This is a genomic window from Candidatus Chryseobacterium colombiense (assembly GCA_029203185.1).
GTDB classification, from domain to species: Bacteria; Bacteroidota; Bacteroidia; order Flavobacteriales; family Weeksellaceae; genus Chryseobacterium; species Chryseobacterium colombiense.
Genome location: CP119310.1, coordinates 4109856 through 4127766, shown reverse-complemented (window position 1 = coordinate 4127766; position 17911 = coordinate 4109856). Strand labels below are relative to the sequence as shown.

Annotated in this window: 12 protein-coding genes; 5 read left to right on the top strand and 7 right to left on the bottom strand. The window is 35.1% G+C overall.

Annotated elements, in window-relative coordinates:
• Positions 1-133 precede the first annotated feature (133 nt).
• The 4 genes from P0Y62_18820 to P0Y62_18805 all read right to left on the bottom strand — a co-directional run bounded on the left by P0Y62_18820 (position 134) and on the right by P0Y62_18805 (position 9577).
• The gene (locus tag P0Y62_18820) at positions 134-2233 is read right to left on the bottom strand and encodes a M13 family metallopeptidase (protein WEK69846.1); all 2100 of its coding nucleotides are present in this window, start codon (positions 2231-2233) and stop codon (positions 134-136) included.
• A gap of 248 nt (positions 2234-2481) precedes the next feature.
• Complete coding sequence (locus P0Y62_18815) at positions 2482-4509, bottom strand: M13 family metallopeptidase (protein ID WEK69845.1); 2028 nt, start codon at positions 4507-4509, stop codon at positions 2482-2484.
• Positions 4510-4844: 335 nt separating this feature from the next.
• Positions 4845-8243: a glycosyltransferase gene (locus tag P0Y62_18810; protein WEK69844.1), complete on the bottom strand. Its 3399-nt coding sequence runs from the start codon at positions 8241-8243 to the stop codon at positions 4845-4847.
• A gap of 83 nt (positions 8244-8326) precedes the next feature.
• Positions 8327-9577, bottom strand: a complete 1251-nt coding sequence (locus P0Y62_18805; GenBank protein ID WEK69843.1) for a CinA family nicotinamide mononucleotide deamidase-related protein — start codon at positions 9575-9577, stop codon at positions 8327-8329.
• Between the two features lie 113 nt (positions 9578-9690).
• Between P0Y62_18805 and P0Y62_18800 the strand changes: the two genes are divergently transcribed.
• Complete coding sequence (locus P0Y62_18800) at positions 9691-10167, top strand: hypothetical protein (protein WEK69842.1); 477 nt, start codon at positions 9691-9693, stop codon at positions 10165-10167.
• Between the two features lie 159 nt (positions 10168-10326).
• On the opposite strand, the gene P0Y62_18795 is transcribed toward P0Y62_18800, so the two are convergent.
• The 3 genes from P0Y62_18795 to P0Y62_18785 form a co-directional block, all read right to left on the bottom strand.
• Positions 10327-10866, bottom strand: coding sequence for a lipocalin family protein (locus tag P0Y62_18795; GenBank protein WEK69841.1), 540 nt, complete (start codon positions 10864-10866; stop codon positions 10327-10329).
• A gap of 70 nt (positions 10867-10936) precedes the next feature.
• A complete protein-coding gene (locus P0Y62_18790; GenBank protein WEK69840.1) occupies positions 10937-11671 on the bottom strand; it encodes a LytTR family DNA-binding domain-containing protein in 735 nt (244 codons plus the stop codon).
• A gap of 49 nt (positions 11672-11720) precedes the next feature.
• On the bottom strand, positions 11721-13508 hold the full coding sequence (locus tag P0Y62_18785) for a histidine kinase (protein WEK69839.1): 1788 nt from the start codon (positions 13506-13508) through the stop codon (positions 11721-11723).
• Between the two features lie 131 nt (positions 13509-13639).
• Here P0Y62_18785 and P0Y62_18780 point away from each other — a divergent pair, with 131 nt between their 5' ends.
• From P0Y62_18780 to P0Y62_18765, 4 genes are all read left to right on the top strand, one after another.
• Positions 13640-14215: a hypothetical protein gene (locus P0Y62_18780; protein WEK69838.1), complete on the top strand. Its 576-nt coding sequence runs from the start codon at positions 13640-13642 to the stop codon at positions 14213-14215.
• 25 nt (positions 14216-14240) lie between these two features.
• Positions 14241-15374 carry a hypothetical protein gene (locus P0Y62_18775; protein ID WEK69837.1) on the top strand — a complete coding sequence of 378 codons (1134 nt, stop codon included), beginning with the start codon at positions 14241-14243 and terminating at the stop codon, positions 15372-15374.
• Between the two features lie 113 nt (positions 15375-15487).
• Entirely contained in the window at positions 15488-16162 is a 675-nt protein-coding gene (locus P0Y62_18770) for an SIMPL domain-containing protein (protein ID WEK69836.1), read from the top strand.
• A gap of 138 nt (positions 16163-16300) precedes the next feature.
• Positions 16301-17896 (top strand): DUF4139 domain-containing protein, encoded by a 1596-nt coding sequence (locus P0Y62_18765; protein WEK69835.1) that lies wholly within the window; start codon positions 16301-16303, stop codon positions 17894-17896.
• Positions 17897-17911 lie beyond the last annotated feature (15 nt).

Sequence of the window (17911 nt, the reverse complement as noted above, 5' to 3'; positions counted from 1 at the left end):
ATTGAAATATTTAATATCGCCTACAAATAAGTATCTTATTATTACCACTTTACAAAATCACTAAACTATGAAAAATAAACAAAAAACGCATCATTTCTGATGCGTTTTTCTTTCTAACAATTTCTTGGCTATGTTACCAAATTTTTATTCTGTCCTGAGGAGCTTTATACATTTTATCTCCCGGTTTTATATCAAATGCTTTAATAAATGCATCCTGATTTACCAGTGGACCAAATGCCCTGAAAACTCCCGGCGAGTGTGGATCTGTTTTTACCTGGTTCACCATGTACTGGTCTGTTGCCTTTGTTCTCCAAACTGTTGCCCAGCTCATGAAAAATCTCTGATCCTGAGTGAAACCGCTGATTAATCCAGGATTTCCCTTATCTTTAAGATACATTTGCAATGCATCATACGCAACGGCAACACCTCCCAAGTCTCCGATATTTTCTCCACTTGTAAATTTCCCGTTCACAAAGCTTCCTTTTACCGGTTCGTAGCTGCTGTACTGTGCTGCCAACTGCCCTACTTTGGCGTCAAAGTTTTTACGGTCTGCATCCGTCCACCAGTTATTTAAGTTACCATCTCCATCGAATCTTGAACCACTGTCGTCAAATCCGTGAGAAATTTCGTGACCGATAACTGCACCAATTCCACCAAAATTAACGGCTGCATCTGCTTTAGGATTGTAGAAAGGCGGCTGCAGGATGGCTGCAGGGAAAACGATTTCGTTATTAGATCCGCTATAGTATGCATTTACAGTTTGCGGCGTCATTCCCCATTCTGTTTTGTCAACCGGTTTTCCTACTTTGTCCAGATTTCTCTGATATTGCCAAGCGGAAACATTCTGAAGATTGGAATATAAAGTTGCCCCCGTTTTTGGAGATTCCACCTTCAACTGGGTATAGTCTTTCCATTTATCCGGATAAGCAATTTTCACAGTGAATTTTGACAGTTTTTCCTGAGCCTTTACTTTTGTTTCCGGAGACATCCAATCCATATCATTGATATGCTGCTTGAACGACTTCAAAATATAGTCGATATATGTTTCCATCTGAGCTTTTGCTTCAGGTGTAAAATATTTTTCAACATATAATTTTCCGAAGGCTTCACCCAGAACACTGTTTACCAGAGAAAGACCTCTTTTGTTCATCGGGCGCTGTTCTTTCTGTCCCTGAAGATATTTAGAGTAGAAATCGAATCTGATTTGTTCCAAGTTTTCATCCAGATTACTCGCGTTACCATTTATTAAGTGGTATTTGAGATAATCTTTTAACAACGGAAGATTCTTTTGCGTCAGGAACGAATCCATATTTTGATAATACTTCAATTCACCAATGATTACTCTGTCTGTATTTACACCGGCTTCTTTTAAGTATTTAGGAAGGTTTACATTTTTTACCAAAGCAGGTAATTCTGATACATTTTTTGGATTGTATCTTAAATTGGCATCTCTGTTCTGCTCAAGTGTCAGTAAATAATTAGCTAATTGTTTTTCAAAATCAACGACATTTTTCGCAGCTGATTCAGAATTTTTATATCCCAAAACTCCGAATAATTTCCCAACATAAGACTGGTACTCTGCCAAGGTTTTTGTGTTGGCTTCGTTTACTTTCTGATAGTAATCTCTTCCCAAACCTAGATCCGGACCGCCAAGATAAACTGCATTCATATTAGAATTCTTCATATCTGCACCAACTCTCCATCCGTAGAAAGAATTATCTCCTAATTTTGTTGCTTCTAGCAGATATTTCTGAAGATCATTAAGGTTTTTGATGGCGTCAATTTTTGCCAAATCTCCTTTAATAGGAGCTAATCCTTCTGCATTTCTTTTACTTGTATCCATAAAAGAAGCATACAGATTCTGGATTTTCTGGCCTTCGGAGCCTGCAGGATAGGATTCGGATAAAATTTTGTTTAAAATATCCAAAGAAGCATCATCTACATTTTCTCTCAACGCATTGAAAGAACCCCAACTCGCTTTATCTGAAGGAATCTGAGTCGTTTTCACCCAATTTCCGTTCACATAGCTAAAAAAATCATCCTGCGGACGCACCGTTTTATCCATATAAGATAAATTGAGTCCTTCTTCTTTTACTTCCTCTTTTTTCACCTGTTCTACAACAACGTCTTTCATTGTTTCTGGTTTTTGAGTTTCAGCAGTCTTTGTCGTTCCACACGAATTTAAAAATACCAAACCCGAAAAGGCAAGTATTCCAATATTTAGCTTTTTCATTAAAGATAATTTTTGATTGTACACAAACTTATCAAATATACGAATTTTGATGGATAGCTAAAAGTTATAAATTATGAGTCATGAGTTAGATACTTCGACAAGCTCAGCATGACATTTCTAATACTAATCTATATATTTTTAACAATGCATTTTTAGCGGTGTCATGCTGAGCTTGTCGAAGCATCTATTTAATTATTAAAACAAAAAACCGCTCATTTCTGAACGGTTTTGCTATAGTTTTGTAACAATTACCAGATTTTAATTCTGTCTGCAGGAGCTTTGTATAGTTTGTCTCCCTGCTTCACGTCGAATGCTTTGTAGAATGCATCAACATTGATGATAGGTCCGAAACTTCTGAAATATCCAGGAGAGTGCGGATCTGTTTTTACCTGATTTACCATGTATTTCTCACTTGATAATGTTCTCCAAACGGTTGCCCAACTCAGGAAGAATCTCTGATCCTGTGTATAACCACTGATCATTCCAGGATTACCTTTATCTTTCAAATACATCTGAAGGGCATCGTAGGCGATGTTTACTCCACCTAAATCAGCGATATTTTCACCGTTTGTAAATGTTCCGTTTACGAAAGTTCCTTTTACAGGCTCATATTTGTCATATTGAGCAGCAAGAGCTTTAGTCGCTTTTTCGAAGTTGGCTTTGTCTTCCGGAGTCCACCAGTCTACCAAGTTTCCGTCTGCATCGAACTGTGCTCCTGAATCATCAAATCCGTGGCTCATTTCGTGACCGATAACTGCACCGATTCCTCCGAAATTAACAGCAGCATCTGCTTTAGGATTGAAGAAAGGCGGCTGAAGGATTGCAGCAGGGAATACGATTTCGTTGTTAACCGGGTTATAGTAAGCATTTACCGTTTGCGGAGTCATTCCCCACTCTGTTTTATCAACCGGTTTTCCGATTTTTGCTAAGTCTTTATTATACTGCCATTCACCAATATTCTGAAGATTGCTGTATAAAGTTCCTCCTTTAGCTTCAGAAACAATATTCAATTTAGAGTAATCTTTCCATTTGTCAGGATACGCAACTTTTACGGTAAACTTATTCAGTTTTTCCATTGCTTTTTGCTTCGTCGTTGAAGACATCCATGTTAAACCATTGATGTGAACTGCAAAGCTTTTCTTCAGGTAATCAATTAACTCAACCATCTGAGCTTTTGCTTCAGCAGGGAAATATTTTTCAACGTAAAGTTTTCCGAAAGCTTCTCCTAATGTTCCGTTGATTAATTCATACCCTCTCTTATTTAAAGCTCTCTGTTCTTGTTGACCTCTTAAATATTTACCATAGAAAGCAAATTTCATATCACCTAATTTTTCACTTAGGTAAGAAGCACTTCCGTGAATCATGTGGAATTTAAGATAGTCTTTAATAACAGGAAGGTTTTGAGCATTGATCAATTTATCGAAGTCTTTATAGAAACCGATTTCCCCGATAATTACTTTATCTGTGTTTACTCCAACTTTTTGAAGATAGGCAGGAAGATCAACTCCTTTCACCAATGTCTTAAGTTCAGCCATTGTTCTTGGGTTGTACTGAAGGGTATTATCACGGCTCTGCTCGTTCGTAAGATACGTTTTTGCAAGGTTTTTTTCGTAATCTACAATTCCTTTTGCAGCTGCATCAGCATTTTTGTACCCCAATTCTTTTAGCATTGAAGCTACATATTTTGTGTACTCAGCAAGAGCTTCCGTATTTTTCTCGTTTACTTTCTGATAGTAGTCTCTTCCTAAACCAAGAGAAGGATTCCCCAAATAAACAGCGTTCATTTTGGAGTCTTTCAAATCTGCATCAACTCCCCATCCGTAAAGTGTGTTTTCTCCTTCTTTTGTTACAGAAATAAGATAATTCTGAAGGTCATTTAGGTTTTTAATGGCATCAATTTTCTTGATGTTTTCCTGAATAGGTTTAATTCCGTCAGCATTTCTCTTCTGCATATTCATATAAGTAGCATACAAATCCTGGATTTTTTTCCCTTCGCTTCCGTCAGCAAATTTATCTTTCAGAAGAGAGTTCAGGATCGTCATCGAGTTATTGTCTGTATCATCAGCCAATTTGTTGAAACTTCCCCAAGTTGGTTTATCGGAAGGGATTTTTGCAGTTTTCATCCAAGTTCCGCTCACATAATTATAAAAATCATCTTGTGGACGAACTGATTTATCCATCAAGCTAAGGTCTAAGCCTTTGTCTGTAGCCTGAGCGTTCACTGTTTGTGAAGCAATCCCTGCTAATAAAGCCAAAGAAAGCGTTAATTTTTTCATTTCTAATTACAATTTAACAATAAGTGTAACTTTTTTTTAATTTGTTACTTTTTTATGAAAACAAATTTAATTAAATATTAAGATCAAGTTTACATTTAAATTCTTTACTCTGAATAAAGGAGATTTATCATATTAAAAAAACATTGTTTTGATCTTAAAAAAATGATAAAACTTTGTATTTTTTTCCTGATTCTAAATTAATAATTACCACTCTAGCCCTGATTGAGCGGTATGTTTGAGCTCTTTTCTGGTTTTCGGCGCGGCGGCTTTGCCGCCGCGCCGAAAACCAGAAAAAGCGAGTAGCGAAAGCAGGAAATAGCTTCTAAAACAAAATATTAAGAAGCTGCAATTTCTTTTACATTACCGGTGCGTTTCAGGAATCCCCAAGTCTGCATTTCACCTTTAAGCGCTCTTCTTAAGCTTCGGAACAGTACAATATACATCAACCATCTGTATCCGAAACGTTGCGGAATAACATATAGTAAGTTCACCAGTTTTTCTTTCTGCATAATGAAAGCTATAAAAGCCAATGAAGCATCCACCAAAAGGAAAATTAAATAGTAACTGAATATTTTACTTCCGTTTCCTGATAAAATCCCAAAAAACATGATAACATCCGCAAGCGGAGAAAAAAACGGAATAATATACTGAAACAATAATATATTCGGCATTGCCCAAAGTCCGAGTCCTTTATATTTCGGATTAAGAAAAGTCTGTCTCTGCTTCCAGAACATCTGCATGATTCCGTAGGTCCATCTGAAACGTTGTTTTAAAAACTGTTTTACAGTTTCAGGCGCTTCTGTTACGGCAACCGCAAGATTTTCATTGGCAACGGTATAACCATTTCTTAAAATTTTTACGGTTATATCACAATCTTCTGCCAAAGTATCAGAAGAATATCCTCCAACCTCCTCAACAACAGATTTTCTGAACGCTCCAATTGCTCCCGGAATCACTGTGATGGCATTGATATTCGCATAAGCCAATCGGTCAAAATTCTGACTGGTTGTATATTCTATAGACTGCCATTTTGTTAACCAGTTTACTGTATTTCCAACTTTTACGTTTCCTGCAACAGCGGCAATTTTTTCTTCCGGAGTCGAGTTTAAAAACCTCGCTATCAAATATTTTACAGCATTCTGTTCCAGTTTTGTATCGGCGTCAATACAAACTACATATTCCGCATCGGTTTGAGAAATTCCGAAGTTTAGAGCTGTTGCTTTTCCCCCATTTGCTTTACGTAAAATCTTCAGTTTCGGATGATCAGAAAATACTTCTTTTGCCTTTTCATAAGTAGAATCTTTACTTCCGTCATCAACTAATATGATATTGAAATTCGGATAGGTCTGCTTTAATAAATTATGCAAAGAAGACACAATATTTACCTCCTCATTGTAAGCCGGCACAATGATTGAAACTTTTGGATACGTTTCCAGAACCGGAAATTCTCCTAGTTTTTTCTCTTTTCTTTTTTCTTTAAAAGCCCAATACAGCATAATAATCAATCTTACGAGTCCCAAACCGATAAAGATGGTAAAAAGTGCTACCAAAAAGTGGCTGACTCCGTAAATAATCGTTGCCAGAACCAGATTTAGCTGCATAACATAATATGCTCTTGTCTTAGGAACTTCAGGCATCAACTCTCCTTTATTTTTATGTAAAATCGATGCCAGATTGGTAAAATGATATCCTTGTTTCTGCAAAGCCGGAATCAGGATTTTCAATGCTTTTACGGTTTCTTCACGGGTATCACCCCCTGCATCGTGGAGAAGAATAATGTTTCCACGCTCTGCTTTTATCCCGGCCATTACACGTTTTACGATTTCATCCGCTGTTACTCCGGGCTGCCAGTCTTCAGGATCGATATTTTCACCGATGTCTAAATAATTTTGCTGTCTTGCCAAAGCAACAGGTATTATTTCTTCTGAAGTTGTAGGCTCAGAATCTGCGTTATACGGCGCTCTGAAAAGAATGGTGCTGTGTCCTGTAATACATTCTATCAGCAGTCTTGTCAGCTTCAGTTCCAGCAAAGCTCTTTCCGGACTTACTTTTGCAACATTTTCGTGCGTAAAAGTATGGTTTCCTATTTCATGACCTTCTCTATAAATTCTTTTAACCAAAGGAAGGTTTTTTTCAGCATTTAGACCTACTAAAAAGAATGCTGCCGGAACATGGTATTTAGATAGTACATCCAGGATTTGAGGAGTGTAGGTTTCATCCGGACCATCATCAAACGTCAATACCAATTCTTTTTGAGGAGCCTGCCCATATTTTTTCACTTCATAAGAACTTGGATACGTCAGGTAATTTTCATCGGTAATTATTTTTTCTTTTGGATCAATTTCCACAGCAATTTTTCCATCGTGAGGCGTATTCAACACATCCAGAACTTCTCCATCACCAATATAATCGACCATCGTCTGACCTTTCACATTTTCCAGCGTTTTTAAATTTAATTTTGCCAACCCCGCAAAAGTCAGATCCTTATCATAAAAGTTCCATATCCGGCTGTCTTCACTTCCCAATCTCCAAAGTGCAGTTCCCGCCAAAGGATATTCTGAAGAAAAACGCATGGTATTGAAAATGGAAGCCGCATCATTGAAAAATACGGTATGGGTATTGTTTTTTGAGTCAGTATATGAATAGTTTAAATTGAAAGTATTATCATCAAAATTAATAACTGCTTTACTTGCATTGGCTTTTGTAATCGCCTGCATATAGGTTACTGAGCTGTTATCATCTTTATTGGTACTCCAGTCGTAACCATAAGCTCCCAATCCTAAAATTATTTTGTTCGGAGATGTTTTCTTTAAAAATTTTCCGGTTTGGGCTTCTACCCATTTTTGCGAAGAAATAGGTCCGGCATCACTATCTGCAGAGTATTCGTCATAAGCCATTAATACAAAATAATCTACGTACGGATTTAATTTCTCAATATTATAATCATCATTATCCGTCATCACATCCATTGTAACGAGCAGCTTATTTTGCTTGAAAGTATCAGAAAGTTCTTTCATGAAGGCAATCAGATTCTCATCAGAATCCAGATTCATTTCCTCAAAGTCAATATTGATTCCTTTAAAATTAAATTTAAGACATTGCTGAACCAGTTTTTGAATCAGCTTTGTTCTTTCCTGAGGATTTTTCAAAACTTTTCCTAGACCTTCAGAATGGAATTCCTGCTGGAAGTTATTGCTTAAGATCGGCATTGCAGCAACCCCTGTTCTTTTGATCACTTTATAACCTTCAGGATCAACGTTCGTTTTCAGGTCACCTGTTTTAGGATCAAGGAAAAACCATTCAGGGAAAACCAGATTGATATGCTTAACGTTTCTCTTTAAAGACATCAGAGACTGAGGGTCCCATGCTACATAGAATGCAGAACGTATTCCTCCGGGAAATTGAGCCCAGTTTCGGTTTTGATTCTTAAGTCTTTCCGCTCTTGCTTTTTCAATTTTTGCAAGATTGGTATGAATTGTCTTTTCAGAAATAAAATTTCTGAAACCTTTATATTCTTTTGAAATTTTATTTTCCTGAAGAAAGGGTTTGTTCGCTGTAATTACCGCTTTATAATCTTCTTTAAACGGAATTTTAGGGCTTCTGTCCAATGTCATCATCAGACCTAGAGCCAAGAAAAGCAGTACCGCAACAAAGATGAAAACACGGGTTCCCCATTGGACGTTTCTCCAACGTTTTTTATTATCGGTCTGAAAAATCTGTCTTGAATTTTCCACAATTTATATTTTTTTCAGTGAGGTCAAAAAGCATGAAAATCTATCTCGAATTTAATTAAAAAAAAATTAAAATTCGTTGGCTCTTAATTATTTATCAAAACTCCCACTAAATCCTGAATAATTTTCTGTGAAACAAAATTCATAAAATCAAGTCGTTCCAAATGAGGCATATATAATTTTGAAGTCATTTCTTTTTCACCGATTCTGATGGTGTAAAAAACCGTTCCCACATCTTTTCCGTCCTCTCCTTTTCCCGGACCTGCAACACCGGTTGTTGAAAGTGAAATATGAGTTCCAAATAATTGCTGACAACCTTCCGCCATTTCTGAAGCCACCTGTTCACTGACTACTGTAAATTCATCAACCGTTTCTTTTTTAACCTTTAAAATCCCGATTTTCTTTTCAGTTGCATAAGCCACGATTCCTCCGAGATAATATTTTGAACTTCCTGAAATAGAAGTAATCATTTTTGCCAGCTCACCTCCTGTACAGCTTTCAGCCGTAGAAACTGTCAGTTGTCTCTCCGTTAAAATCTCTGCAAGAATTTTCTCTATCTTATCTTCAGAAGTTGCAATAACATTGTCTTTGATTAAAGGCAATAATTTCTGAATTTCTTCTTCCAATTGCTGTTGCAAAAGCGTTTCGTTTTCCCCGCTTCCTGTCAGTCTTAGTTTCACACGGGTTCCGATAGGAAGATAAGATAAGGCTAAATTTTCAGGCAAAGCCAGTTCCCAAGGTTCTATAGTATCTGCTAAAATACTTTCCGGAATTCCTACAACGGAAACTATTCTTGTAAAAATATAGTCCAGATTATATTTTTCCTGTAGAAAAGGAACAATCTGATCTTTAATAAGCGGTTTTACTTCGTACGGAACTCCCGGCAAACTGAATAGCAATTTCCCGTCCTGCTCCATCATCATACAAGGTGCGGTTCCAAAATGATTCTGAAAAACCGTAGATTTTGTAGGCACGAAGGCTTGTTCTCGATTTCTCTCAAGAATTTCCAGACGGCCCCTTCTTTCCATATAGCTTTTAAGATGGTTGAAGGTAGCTTCGTCCAAAGCAATTTCATCATGAAAGAATTCAGCGATCGCTTTTTTGGTCTTATCATCTCTTGTTGGTCCTAAACCTCCTGTTGTAATAATTAAATCTCCTGTTTCAAAGGCCGATTCAATTGTTTTTTTAATGGTTTCTATTTCATCTGAAATGGTAAAGATCTGTGAAACTTTAATTCCTATATTTTTAAGCTCGGTGGCAATAAAATTCGAATTGGTATCAACCGTATTTCCGGAAAGGATTTCGTCACCAATCGTAATCAGAACAGCATTTTTCATATTTATTTTTCGAAAAAAATTCGTCTACAAATGACGGAAAATTCTCATTGACGGGCAATATAAATTGATTTTTTCTATTTTTGGCGGAAATTGTTTAAAATTATAATTTGTTTATGTCAAAATATGATGATGCTTCATGGCATTATGGAGGTGATTTTCCAGAAGGTCTTCCTGAAAAAAACGGCGCTACCCACACCGGAATGTTCTTAAACTGGTGTATTACTCACGATTTAATTTCTGATGAACTGAAAGAAGATTATCAAGAAGAAATTGAAAAATTAAAAAGAAGAGAGATCACAGGTGCAGAATTCGTTATGGATGTTATGGACGGGAAGTTTTCTAAATATGATCTTAATGATCTGGGAAACAGTTTTGCAAAGGATTATTATGCTGATGACACTGATTTTGGGAACAGGTTCAGTTCATTTGCTGATGATTATATCAATCTTTTTGATGCAAAAGCGGAAGAAAGTGATTATGAATACGAAACGTTCTACCATATTGAAGATACCTACAAAAACTATGATCTTATGAAACAGCTTATAGATCATCGGTATGAGGAATGGAAAGAGTATAAAAGTTTGAATTAAAACGCAAAGCCTGTCATCCTGAAAGAAGCAAAGCGTACTGAAGAATCCTTTATTATGTAAAGAAATTTTCAAATAGCATAGATTCTTCCTTCGTCAGAATGATAGACTTTGTATTATTATGTGAAGAGATTGCTTCGTCGCTTAGCTCCTCGCAATGACTTAATTATGTTTTACCCAAATTAACTCATTTGTATTGTAACCAATATTTTTTGCTTTTTCTAAAAAACGTTGTCGAATGCTTTCAGGAAGCTCTTTTGTTCGGGAGAGAATCCACAGATATTTTAAACTGCTTCCAGCAACTAAAGCATACTGGTAGTTTTCATCAATATCAATGACATTGTATCCAGCCCAAATTGGCTTAAAGAATGATACTTTCAGCTGGGCTTCATTTTTATCTTTCACGAATTTTGCTTCCCCGATGGATTCTTTCCATTCTTTTTTAACGTAATTGTATCCTTTATTGTCAACACGAATGGTACCGTTTGGATTTTGAGAATAAGTGGCAGTCACATTATCCATATCTTTTTCAAATTTATAATCGAAACGGGCTATTTCATACCATTTTCCGAGGTATTTATCTGCATTAAAGTTTTTTACAGCAGTAGCTCCTTTGGGAATTCCAGTAGAACATGAATTAAATAATATCAATCCTAAAACACCTAATGAAACCGGAATGGCAATTTTTTGAAGAGTCTTCATAATACAAGTATTTGTGTGGTTGCTATGAAAGTTCAAAAATGATGCCTTAAACAGTCCAGAAACAGACCGTTTAGGAAAAAATTTTAAGAAAATGATCTTTAAAACTTCCTGAAACCTCAATTTCCGTTTCATCTGAAAGTGTTGCCGTTCCGCTTTTATGGTAAGATTTCACAAAACGGGTATTGATGATGTGTGAACGGTGAACTCTCACAAAAGGATTTTCCAGGATATCATCGAAATGTTTTAAAAATCTGCAGACCATTTTCTTTGAACCGTCCGTAAGGTAAACCTGGGTGAAGTTTCCGTCTGCCTGAAGTCTGACAATATCTTCAGTTTTCACTACATCAAAACCTTGAAGAGTAGGAAGAATTAATTGCTGTTTTTCAGGTTTTAACTTCAGGTTTTCAAGAAGAATTTTATTCCGGTTGAGCTCTTCTTTGCTTTGCAGACTTTCAGATACTTTATTGACCGCCAAAATAAGCTCCTGGATATCAATAGGTTTTAAAATATAATAACTTGCCGATTTATTCAAAGCCTGTAGAGAATATTGGGAAAATGCTGTGATAAAGATGGTTTCATAGGAAAAATCCTTTGTAGCTTCCAGCACATCGAAAGCATTTCCAAATGGCATTTCTACATCCAGGAAAACCAATTGAGGCTGCATTTTCGCGATCAAAGGAACCGCTTCTTTAATATTTTCTGCTTCCCCTAAAATCTCAACCTGCGGACAGTATTTGGTGAGATAATTTCTTAAAACATCTCTTGCAATAGCTTCATCGTCTACAATTACGGCTTTTATTTTCATAGATTAGGATTTAGGTTATAGATTACAGGTTGCAGGATTACAGTATATTTTATAAATTGATCAATTTATAGGTAACTTCCACAAGAACTCCCTTCTCATCTTTCTTATCAGTGATTTTGCATTGAATTTTCTGGTGATACAGATCGTTCAGAAGAGCAATTCTTTCCAGTGTATTTTTCATTCCGCGGCCTTCGCGATTTTTTTGATGCTGCGTTTTTTGTTTTTTGCTTTCCTCAATACCGATACCGTTGTCTTCGATCGTGATTTTCAAATATTGATTTTCTTTTTCAAAAATTAATTTTAAAAATCCTTTTGTTGTTCTGTAACGAAGTCCGTGCCAGATTGCGTTTTCGAGAAATGGCTGAACCAACATTCCCGGAACTTTTAAACTTTGAGTATTGAGACTTTCATCAACCTCAATTTCATAATCGAATTTATCTGAAAACCGCGTTTTTTCTAATGCAAGATAGTTTTGAAGCAGATCCAGTTCCTGCTGAAAAGGAATAAAATCTTCGGTAGAGTTTTCCATCACCCCCCGCATAAGTTTTGAAAATTTCGTTAAATACTGATTGGCTTCCAATTCATTATTAGTTGCGATAAAATGATTTACAGAATTCAAACTATTAAAGATAAAATGCGGATTCATCTCACGTCTGAGCGACTGTAAAGCAATTTTCTTGTTTTTAATCTGAACTTTTTTCAGGGTTCTAAAAATAACGATAACCAATCCAACCAGAACAAGTAAAGCACCGATAAGACTGTAATTGAAAACATTTTTCTTACGGATCAGCTCATCTTTCAGTCCTTTTTCCTTTTCCAGCTGTGAGATTCTTTCTTCTGTATCTTCAAGTACTTTCTTATCGATCAGACTTTTATCTTTAGAAACCAAATCCGGTAATTTCTCCAGAAAATCTCTGTACAACAGGACTGATGCATCGGTATTTTGAGAGATGTTATAAAGACTGTCCAGTTTTTTTACACTTTTTTGAGCTTCCAGTGTATGTCCTTTTTCCAGGGAAAGTTTGTAGGCGTTTTTCAATAAGGAAACAGCAGCTTCAGTATCATTTTTTTTGATATAAATATCGGCAAGCTCCTGAATCTGGTTCACTTTTTCCTGAGAATTATCCTTTACAAAAGATTCTTTTAAGACCTTTTTTTTAGTTTCAATGGCTTTATCGAAATTTTTATTTTCAACATAAAAGTTTGTGAGCTTCTGACTGATTTCTAAAGCCTGTTGCGGTGCAGCCTGTCTGGAAGCCTTGTAAGCGTTATTCAGGTTTTCTTCGGCTTTAGGAATATTTTTCTGCTCAATATTCACATCCGCCATTTGGCTGTAGCTTGCCGCTAAATTTCCCTTATCTTTCTCTTTTTCGTTGATCTGGATATTATTCTGAATCACTGTTGCTTTTTCTTCCGCAGAACTGGCGGAAAGTCTTGTTGCATCATTTGAGTTTACCTGTTTACTTTTTTCGGTAAAGCTCATTTCTGCTGCTCTGCTGTAGTTGCTGATTGCAGGAGTTATTTTTTTCTGTTTTTCCTGAGATTGGGCTAATTTCCGGCTGGTCTTTTCAATATTAGGCTTATCATCGAGCTTTTCATAAATATTTTTCGCTTTATTGTAATATTCTTCACTTTTCGGAAAATTACCGTCATTGAAAAAACTTTCAGCAATATTGTAATAAGAATCGGCCTGTGCGCTTTCATCCTTGTTATCGACAGCTTTCTTGAGTTTTTTACTTTCTTTTTGAACTTCCTGGGCCGTATTTATTGCCTGGGAATACATTTTACTCCCAAAAACCATCAGTGAAAAGACTACAAAAAGCCGCAACATTTTCATAAAACAAAGATATACATATATATAGTTTGTCCAAAAACTATTCACCAAGTGAAAACTGGTGTTCACCAAGTCTACAACTTCTTCTTTTAATTATGAAACTAAGTTTGTGTCAATATTTAATCTTACTTCTTATGAAAAATCTATCTTTTTTAATTCATTTTGCCGTATTACTTTTAAGTGGTCACGTATCGGCTCAAACCAAATTAATTTCATACAAAAGCCATAGCGGAAATATGGAATACTTCGAAAAAAATATTGTAGAGGACAGCTACAATACCAATTATTCCAATCTTGGAGTTGCACCGGAACGGTATGTTGTCAATTCAAAATTGGATAGTGTACTTATCATTGATGATAACAAAAGCGTGATTGTAACTTCAGTATTCTGCAAAAACAGGAGAACGTCCAATACCGAAAAATGGAAACCGGGAAGAGATACAGTATACAACCATGCTATTTTTTCCAGTCAGAATATTGACAGTGTGAAAAATGTGCTGAGAAGAAATTATAATTTTCAGAATGATCTCGACAGTACTGTGTTTCTTAAATATGATAAAAAAACAAAACAGTACAAACCGATTCCCAGTAAAAAGAAAATAAAAACTGCAGAAATAAATGGTTTAAAGTCAAAAGAAGAAATGCTGTATTATATCGTTATCAGTATCGCCGTATTGGCTTTCGTTGTGGCTTATAGAAAGTCCCGTTAAGATTATCACTTTACTTCAACTACGAATGATGAGAAAGATCAATATTTTTATCTGTGCTTTTTTTCTGCAGCTTATCCTTTTTTTTCCATTGAACTTCTTGTATGATTTTCAGCTGAAATTTACACAATTTGTTTTCGGAAATAGTACGCAATTTATACTGGAAACTATTTTCAGTAAAAAGTATGTAAGAATAGATTACAGTTCGGACAGTTATTCAATGTTGATTCTGATACTTATTTTACTGTTTACTTCCATCATTTTCAGTTGTTTGATGAAGGAAAAATGGACCCGTTATTTTTTACTGGTTACAGAATATATATGTACAATGTATATTGCCGTTATTCTGATAAAATATGGTATTGATAAGATTTTTAAAACCCAGTTCCCGGAGCCTGAATCTAATCTTCTGTTGACAAGACTGGGAAATTTAGATAAAGATATTCTGTTTTGGAGCACAATAGGAACATCGAAGATTTATAATACAATCATAGGTTCTATTGAATTTTTCTCAGGTATTTTATTGTTGTTCAGAAGCTTCCGGCTTTCAGGCTTGTTACTGGCTATTATCTGTTTCGCTCAGGTATTTATTATCAATATCAGTTTTGATATTTCTGTAAAATTCTTTTCACTGATCTTGCTTGGAATGAGCCTTTTTCTTGTAAGAAAAAACGGGTGGAAACTTATTCTTATTATTATCAGTTTTAAAGATAAAACCTTTTTTGATCGACCTCTATTTTTACCCTATAAAACATTTTTTAAGATTCTCATTTTAGGAATAATCTTTATTAAAATAGGAATGCCTTATTTACATAATGATCTTAATACTGAAGCCAAAAAAGATTCTTTAGGTTTAGCAGGAGCCTATCACGTAACTTCACTGAATTGCCCCTATCAATACATATTCTTTCATAAAGACCATTATCTGATCTTCATGGAAGAATCTTCAGAAAAGATGATCTCTTTTCATTACGACATCTCATTTGATCAGCAAATCATTATTGAAGACGATCAGCATAATGTTTCAAAACATTCATTGATAAAAAACGAAAACGATGATTCGATTATTTTTTCTTTTAACAATCAGATAATAAAAGCTAAATCAGTTGATCATAAAGGGATGAATGCATTACAGGACAGATTCCATATCCTGGTTGATTAGCATCGAGATTCATTTCTATTTCTTTCACCAAGTGAAAGCCTCAATTCACCAAGTTTGTCAGATTTCAGTTTCTGTTTAGGGTAATTTTACTTTAGAAATTTAAACAGGAAATTATGAGACTTAAACATTTTTTATTGATCGGATTCTTTACAGTAGCAAGTTTTGCCAATGCACAGGAAGTAAAGAAAAATGCCATTGAAGTAACCGGAGTTGCAGAAATGGAAGTAGAACCGGATGAGATCATCTTCAGTATCGGAATAAAAGGCGATAACAAGAATGATCTTGCCACCAACGAAAAAAAACTATTTGAAATCCTGAAAAACAACGGGGTAAAAAACGAAGACATCAAATTTAAATCGATGTATCAGAATATTTATCTTAAAAAGACTTTTACGAAAAGTTTTCAGTTTAAAGTGGACAGGAAAACTGACATGGGCAATCTGTTTGAAAACCTTAATCAAAAGTGGGTAAGCAACATCAGCATTGCCGAAATTAAAAACACAAAGATTGCAGATTTCAGAAAAACGGTAAAGATCAATGCCTTAAAAGCGGCCAAAGAAAAAGCAGATTATTTACTGGAAAGCATGAACAAAAAAACAGGAGCACCTCTTGAAATCGTAGAAATTGAAGATTATACCAGCGATACAGTTATTCCTGCTGCTTATAAATCTGCAAGGGTAAGCAATATACAACTGGAAGCCGCAGATACAGGAATCGATTATTCTTTTGAGAATATCGAAAATATCAAGCTGAAATACAGCATCAAAACGAAATACGAAATTCTTTAGAATAAATTAAGACAGTCTGAAAGGGCTGTCTTATTTTCATCGCTAAGGTTTCACCAAGTCAAAATTCACCTTCACCAAGTCTTCAAAAATCGGTTTCTAATTAGGTGTAATTTTATTTAAGAAAGATAATAATAAACTATGAGATACTTTTTAATACTTCTTATATTCTTTGTTTCTATTTTTAAGTCACAGGAAATAAAGAAAGAGATCGATGTAAAACAAGCAACTGTATTTTTGCAAGGCGCCAAAGTTTTTGGAAGTACCAACGTAAGCCTTCAAAAAGGAAGAAATACGGTGAGGATAATCAATCTTCCCAATGATCTTGATGAAAATACATATAAAATCAATCTTGACAAGAACACTACCCTTCTTTCCATCACTCCACAAACAGCTGCTTTAAAAAACGGAGAATTGTCTGAAAGTGACAAGAAACTTGATTTTGAAAAAAAGAAAATCCAAAGACAGGCAGATCTGCTAAATATTAAAATTAATACGCTCGAAGGCGAAAAGAAAATTATTAATGATAATCTGAAAATTTCAACTAATGACAGGGAAACTCCTCAAAAACAACTGGCAAAGCTTACTGAATTTTACAGAAAAAGAATGCTTGAAATTGATAATGAAGTTTTTCTTCTCAGCGAACAGAAAAATATATTCAATGAAAATGTTGAAAAAATCAATCAGAAATTTGCAGAAACCCAGAATCATCAAAATACAAATACCAAGGAGCTTTTGCTGGAAATATTAACCGAAAATGAAATTAATCTAAACCTTGGGTTAAGTTATATTGTTTCCAATGCAGGATGGATTCCTTCTTATGATCTTAGAGCAGAATCTGTAAAAAATCCGTTAGAAATTGTTTATAAAGGAAAAATTTATCAGAAAACAGGTCAGGATTGGAATAATATAAAACTTTTTGTATCAACGTACAGACCTTCATATAATCAAAACCGACCTATTCTGTCACCGCTTTATGTAGCAGAATATTCCCCTTATAATTCTCAGTCCGAAACAAAAGATTATCAGCTAAAAGCATCTACCGTAAATATGAATTCTTACCAAATGAGAGAGCAAGCTGCAAAACCAAGCCAGATTCCGGTGGCAACCGTTTCCGAAAGCCAGATGAATATTTTGTATGAATTAAAATACAGCCAGAATATTATAAGCCAAGAAAGAGAACAATATGTAATTCTCGATAAAAAGCAAATAGATGCCACTTACAAATACCACACAGTTCCCAAACTCAGCAACCAGGTTTTCCTGATGGCTTTTGTTAAAAACTGGCAGAATCTTAATCTTATTTCAGGGGAAGCGAACATCTATTTTGAAGATAATTATATTGGTAAAATTACCATCACAAGCAATTATATAAAAGATGAATTCCCGATTTCTTTAGGTGCAGATGAAAGAATTGTCGTAAAAAGGACAAAATTTGAAGATAAAATGTCACAGAAGACCAATACTTCTAATAAATCAGAAACGGAAAAATATCAGATTGATATTAGAAATAATACCAAAGAAAGTATCAATCTTGAAATTCTCGATCAGCTTCCTATCAGTGAAAATTCTAAAATTTTGGTAAAAGCAACAGACATTAATGGAGGAAATTATGATGATAAGACCGGAAGCCTGCTCTGGAACAGAACAATTATTAGCGGAGGTTCAGAGAAAATAAATTTCTCTTATGAAATAAAATATCCAAAGGATCTACAAATACAATACTACACCAGATAACTAAAAAACATTACA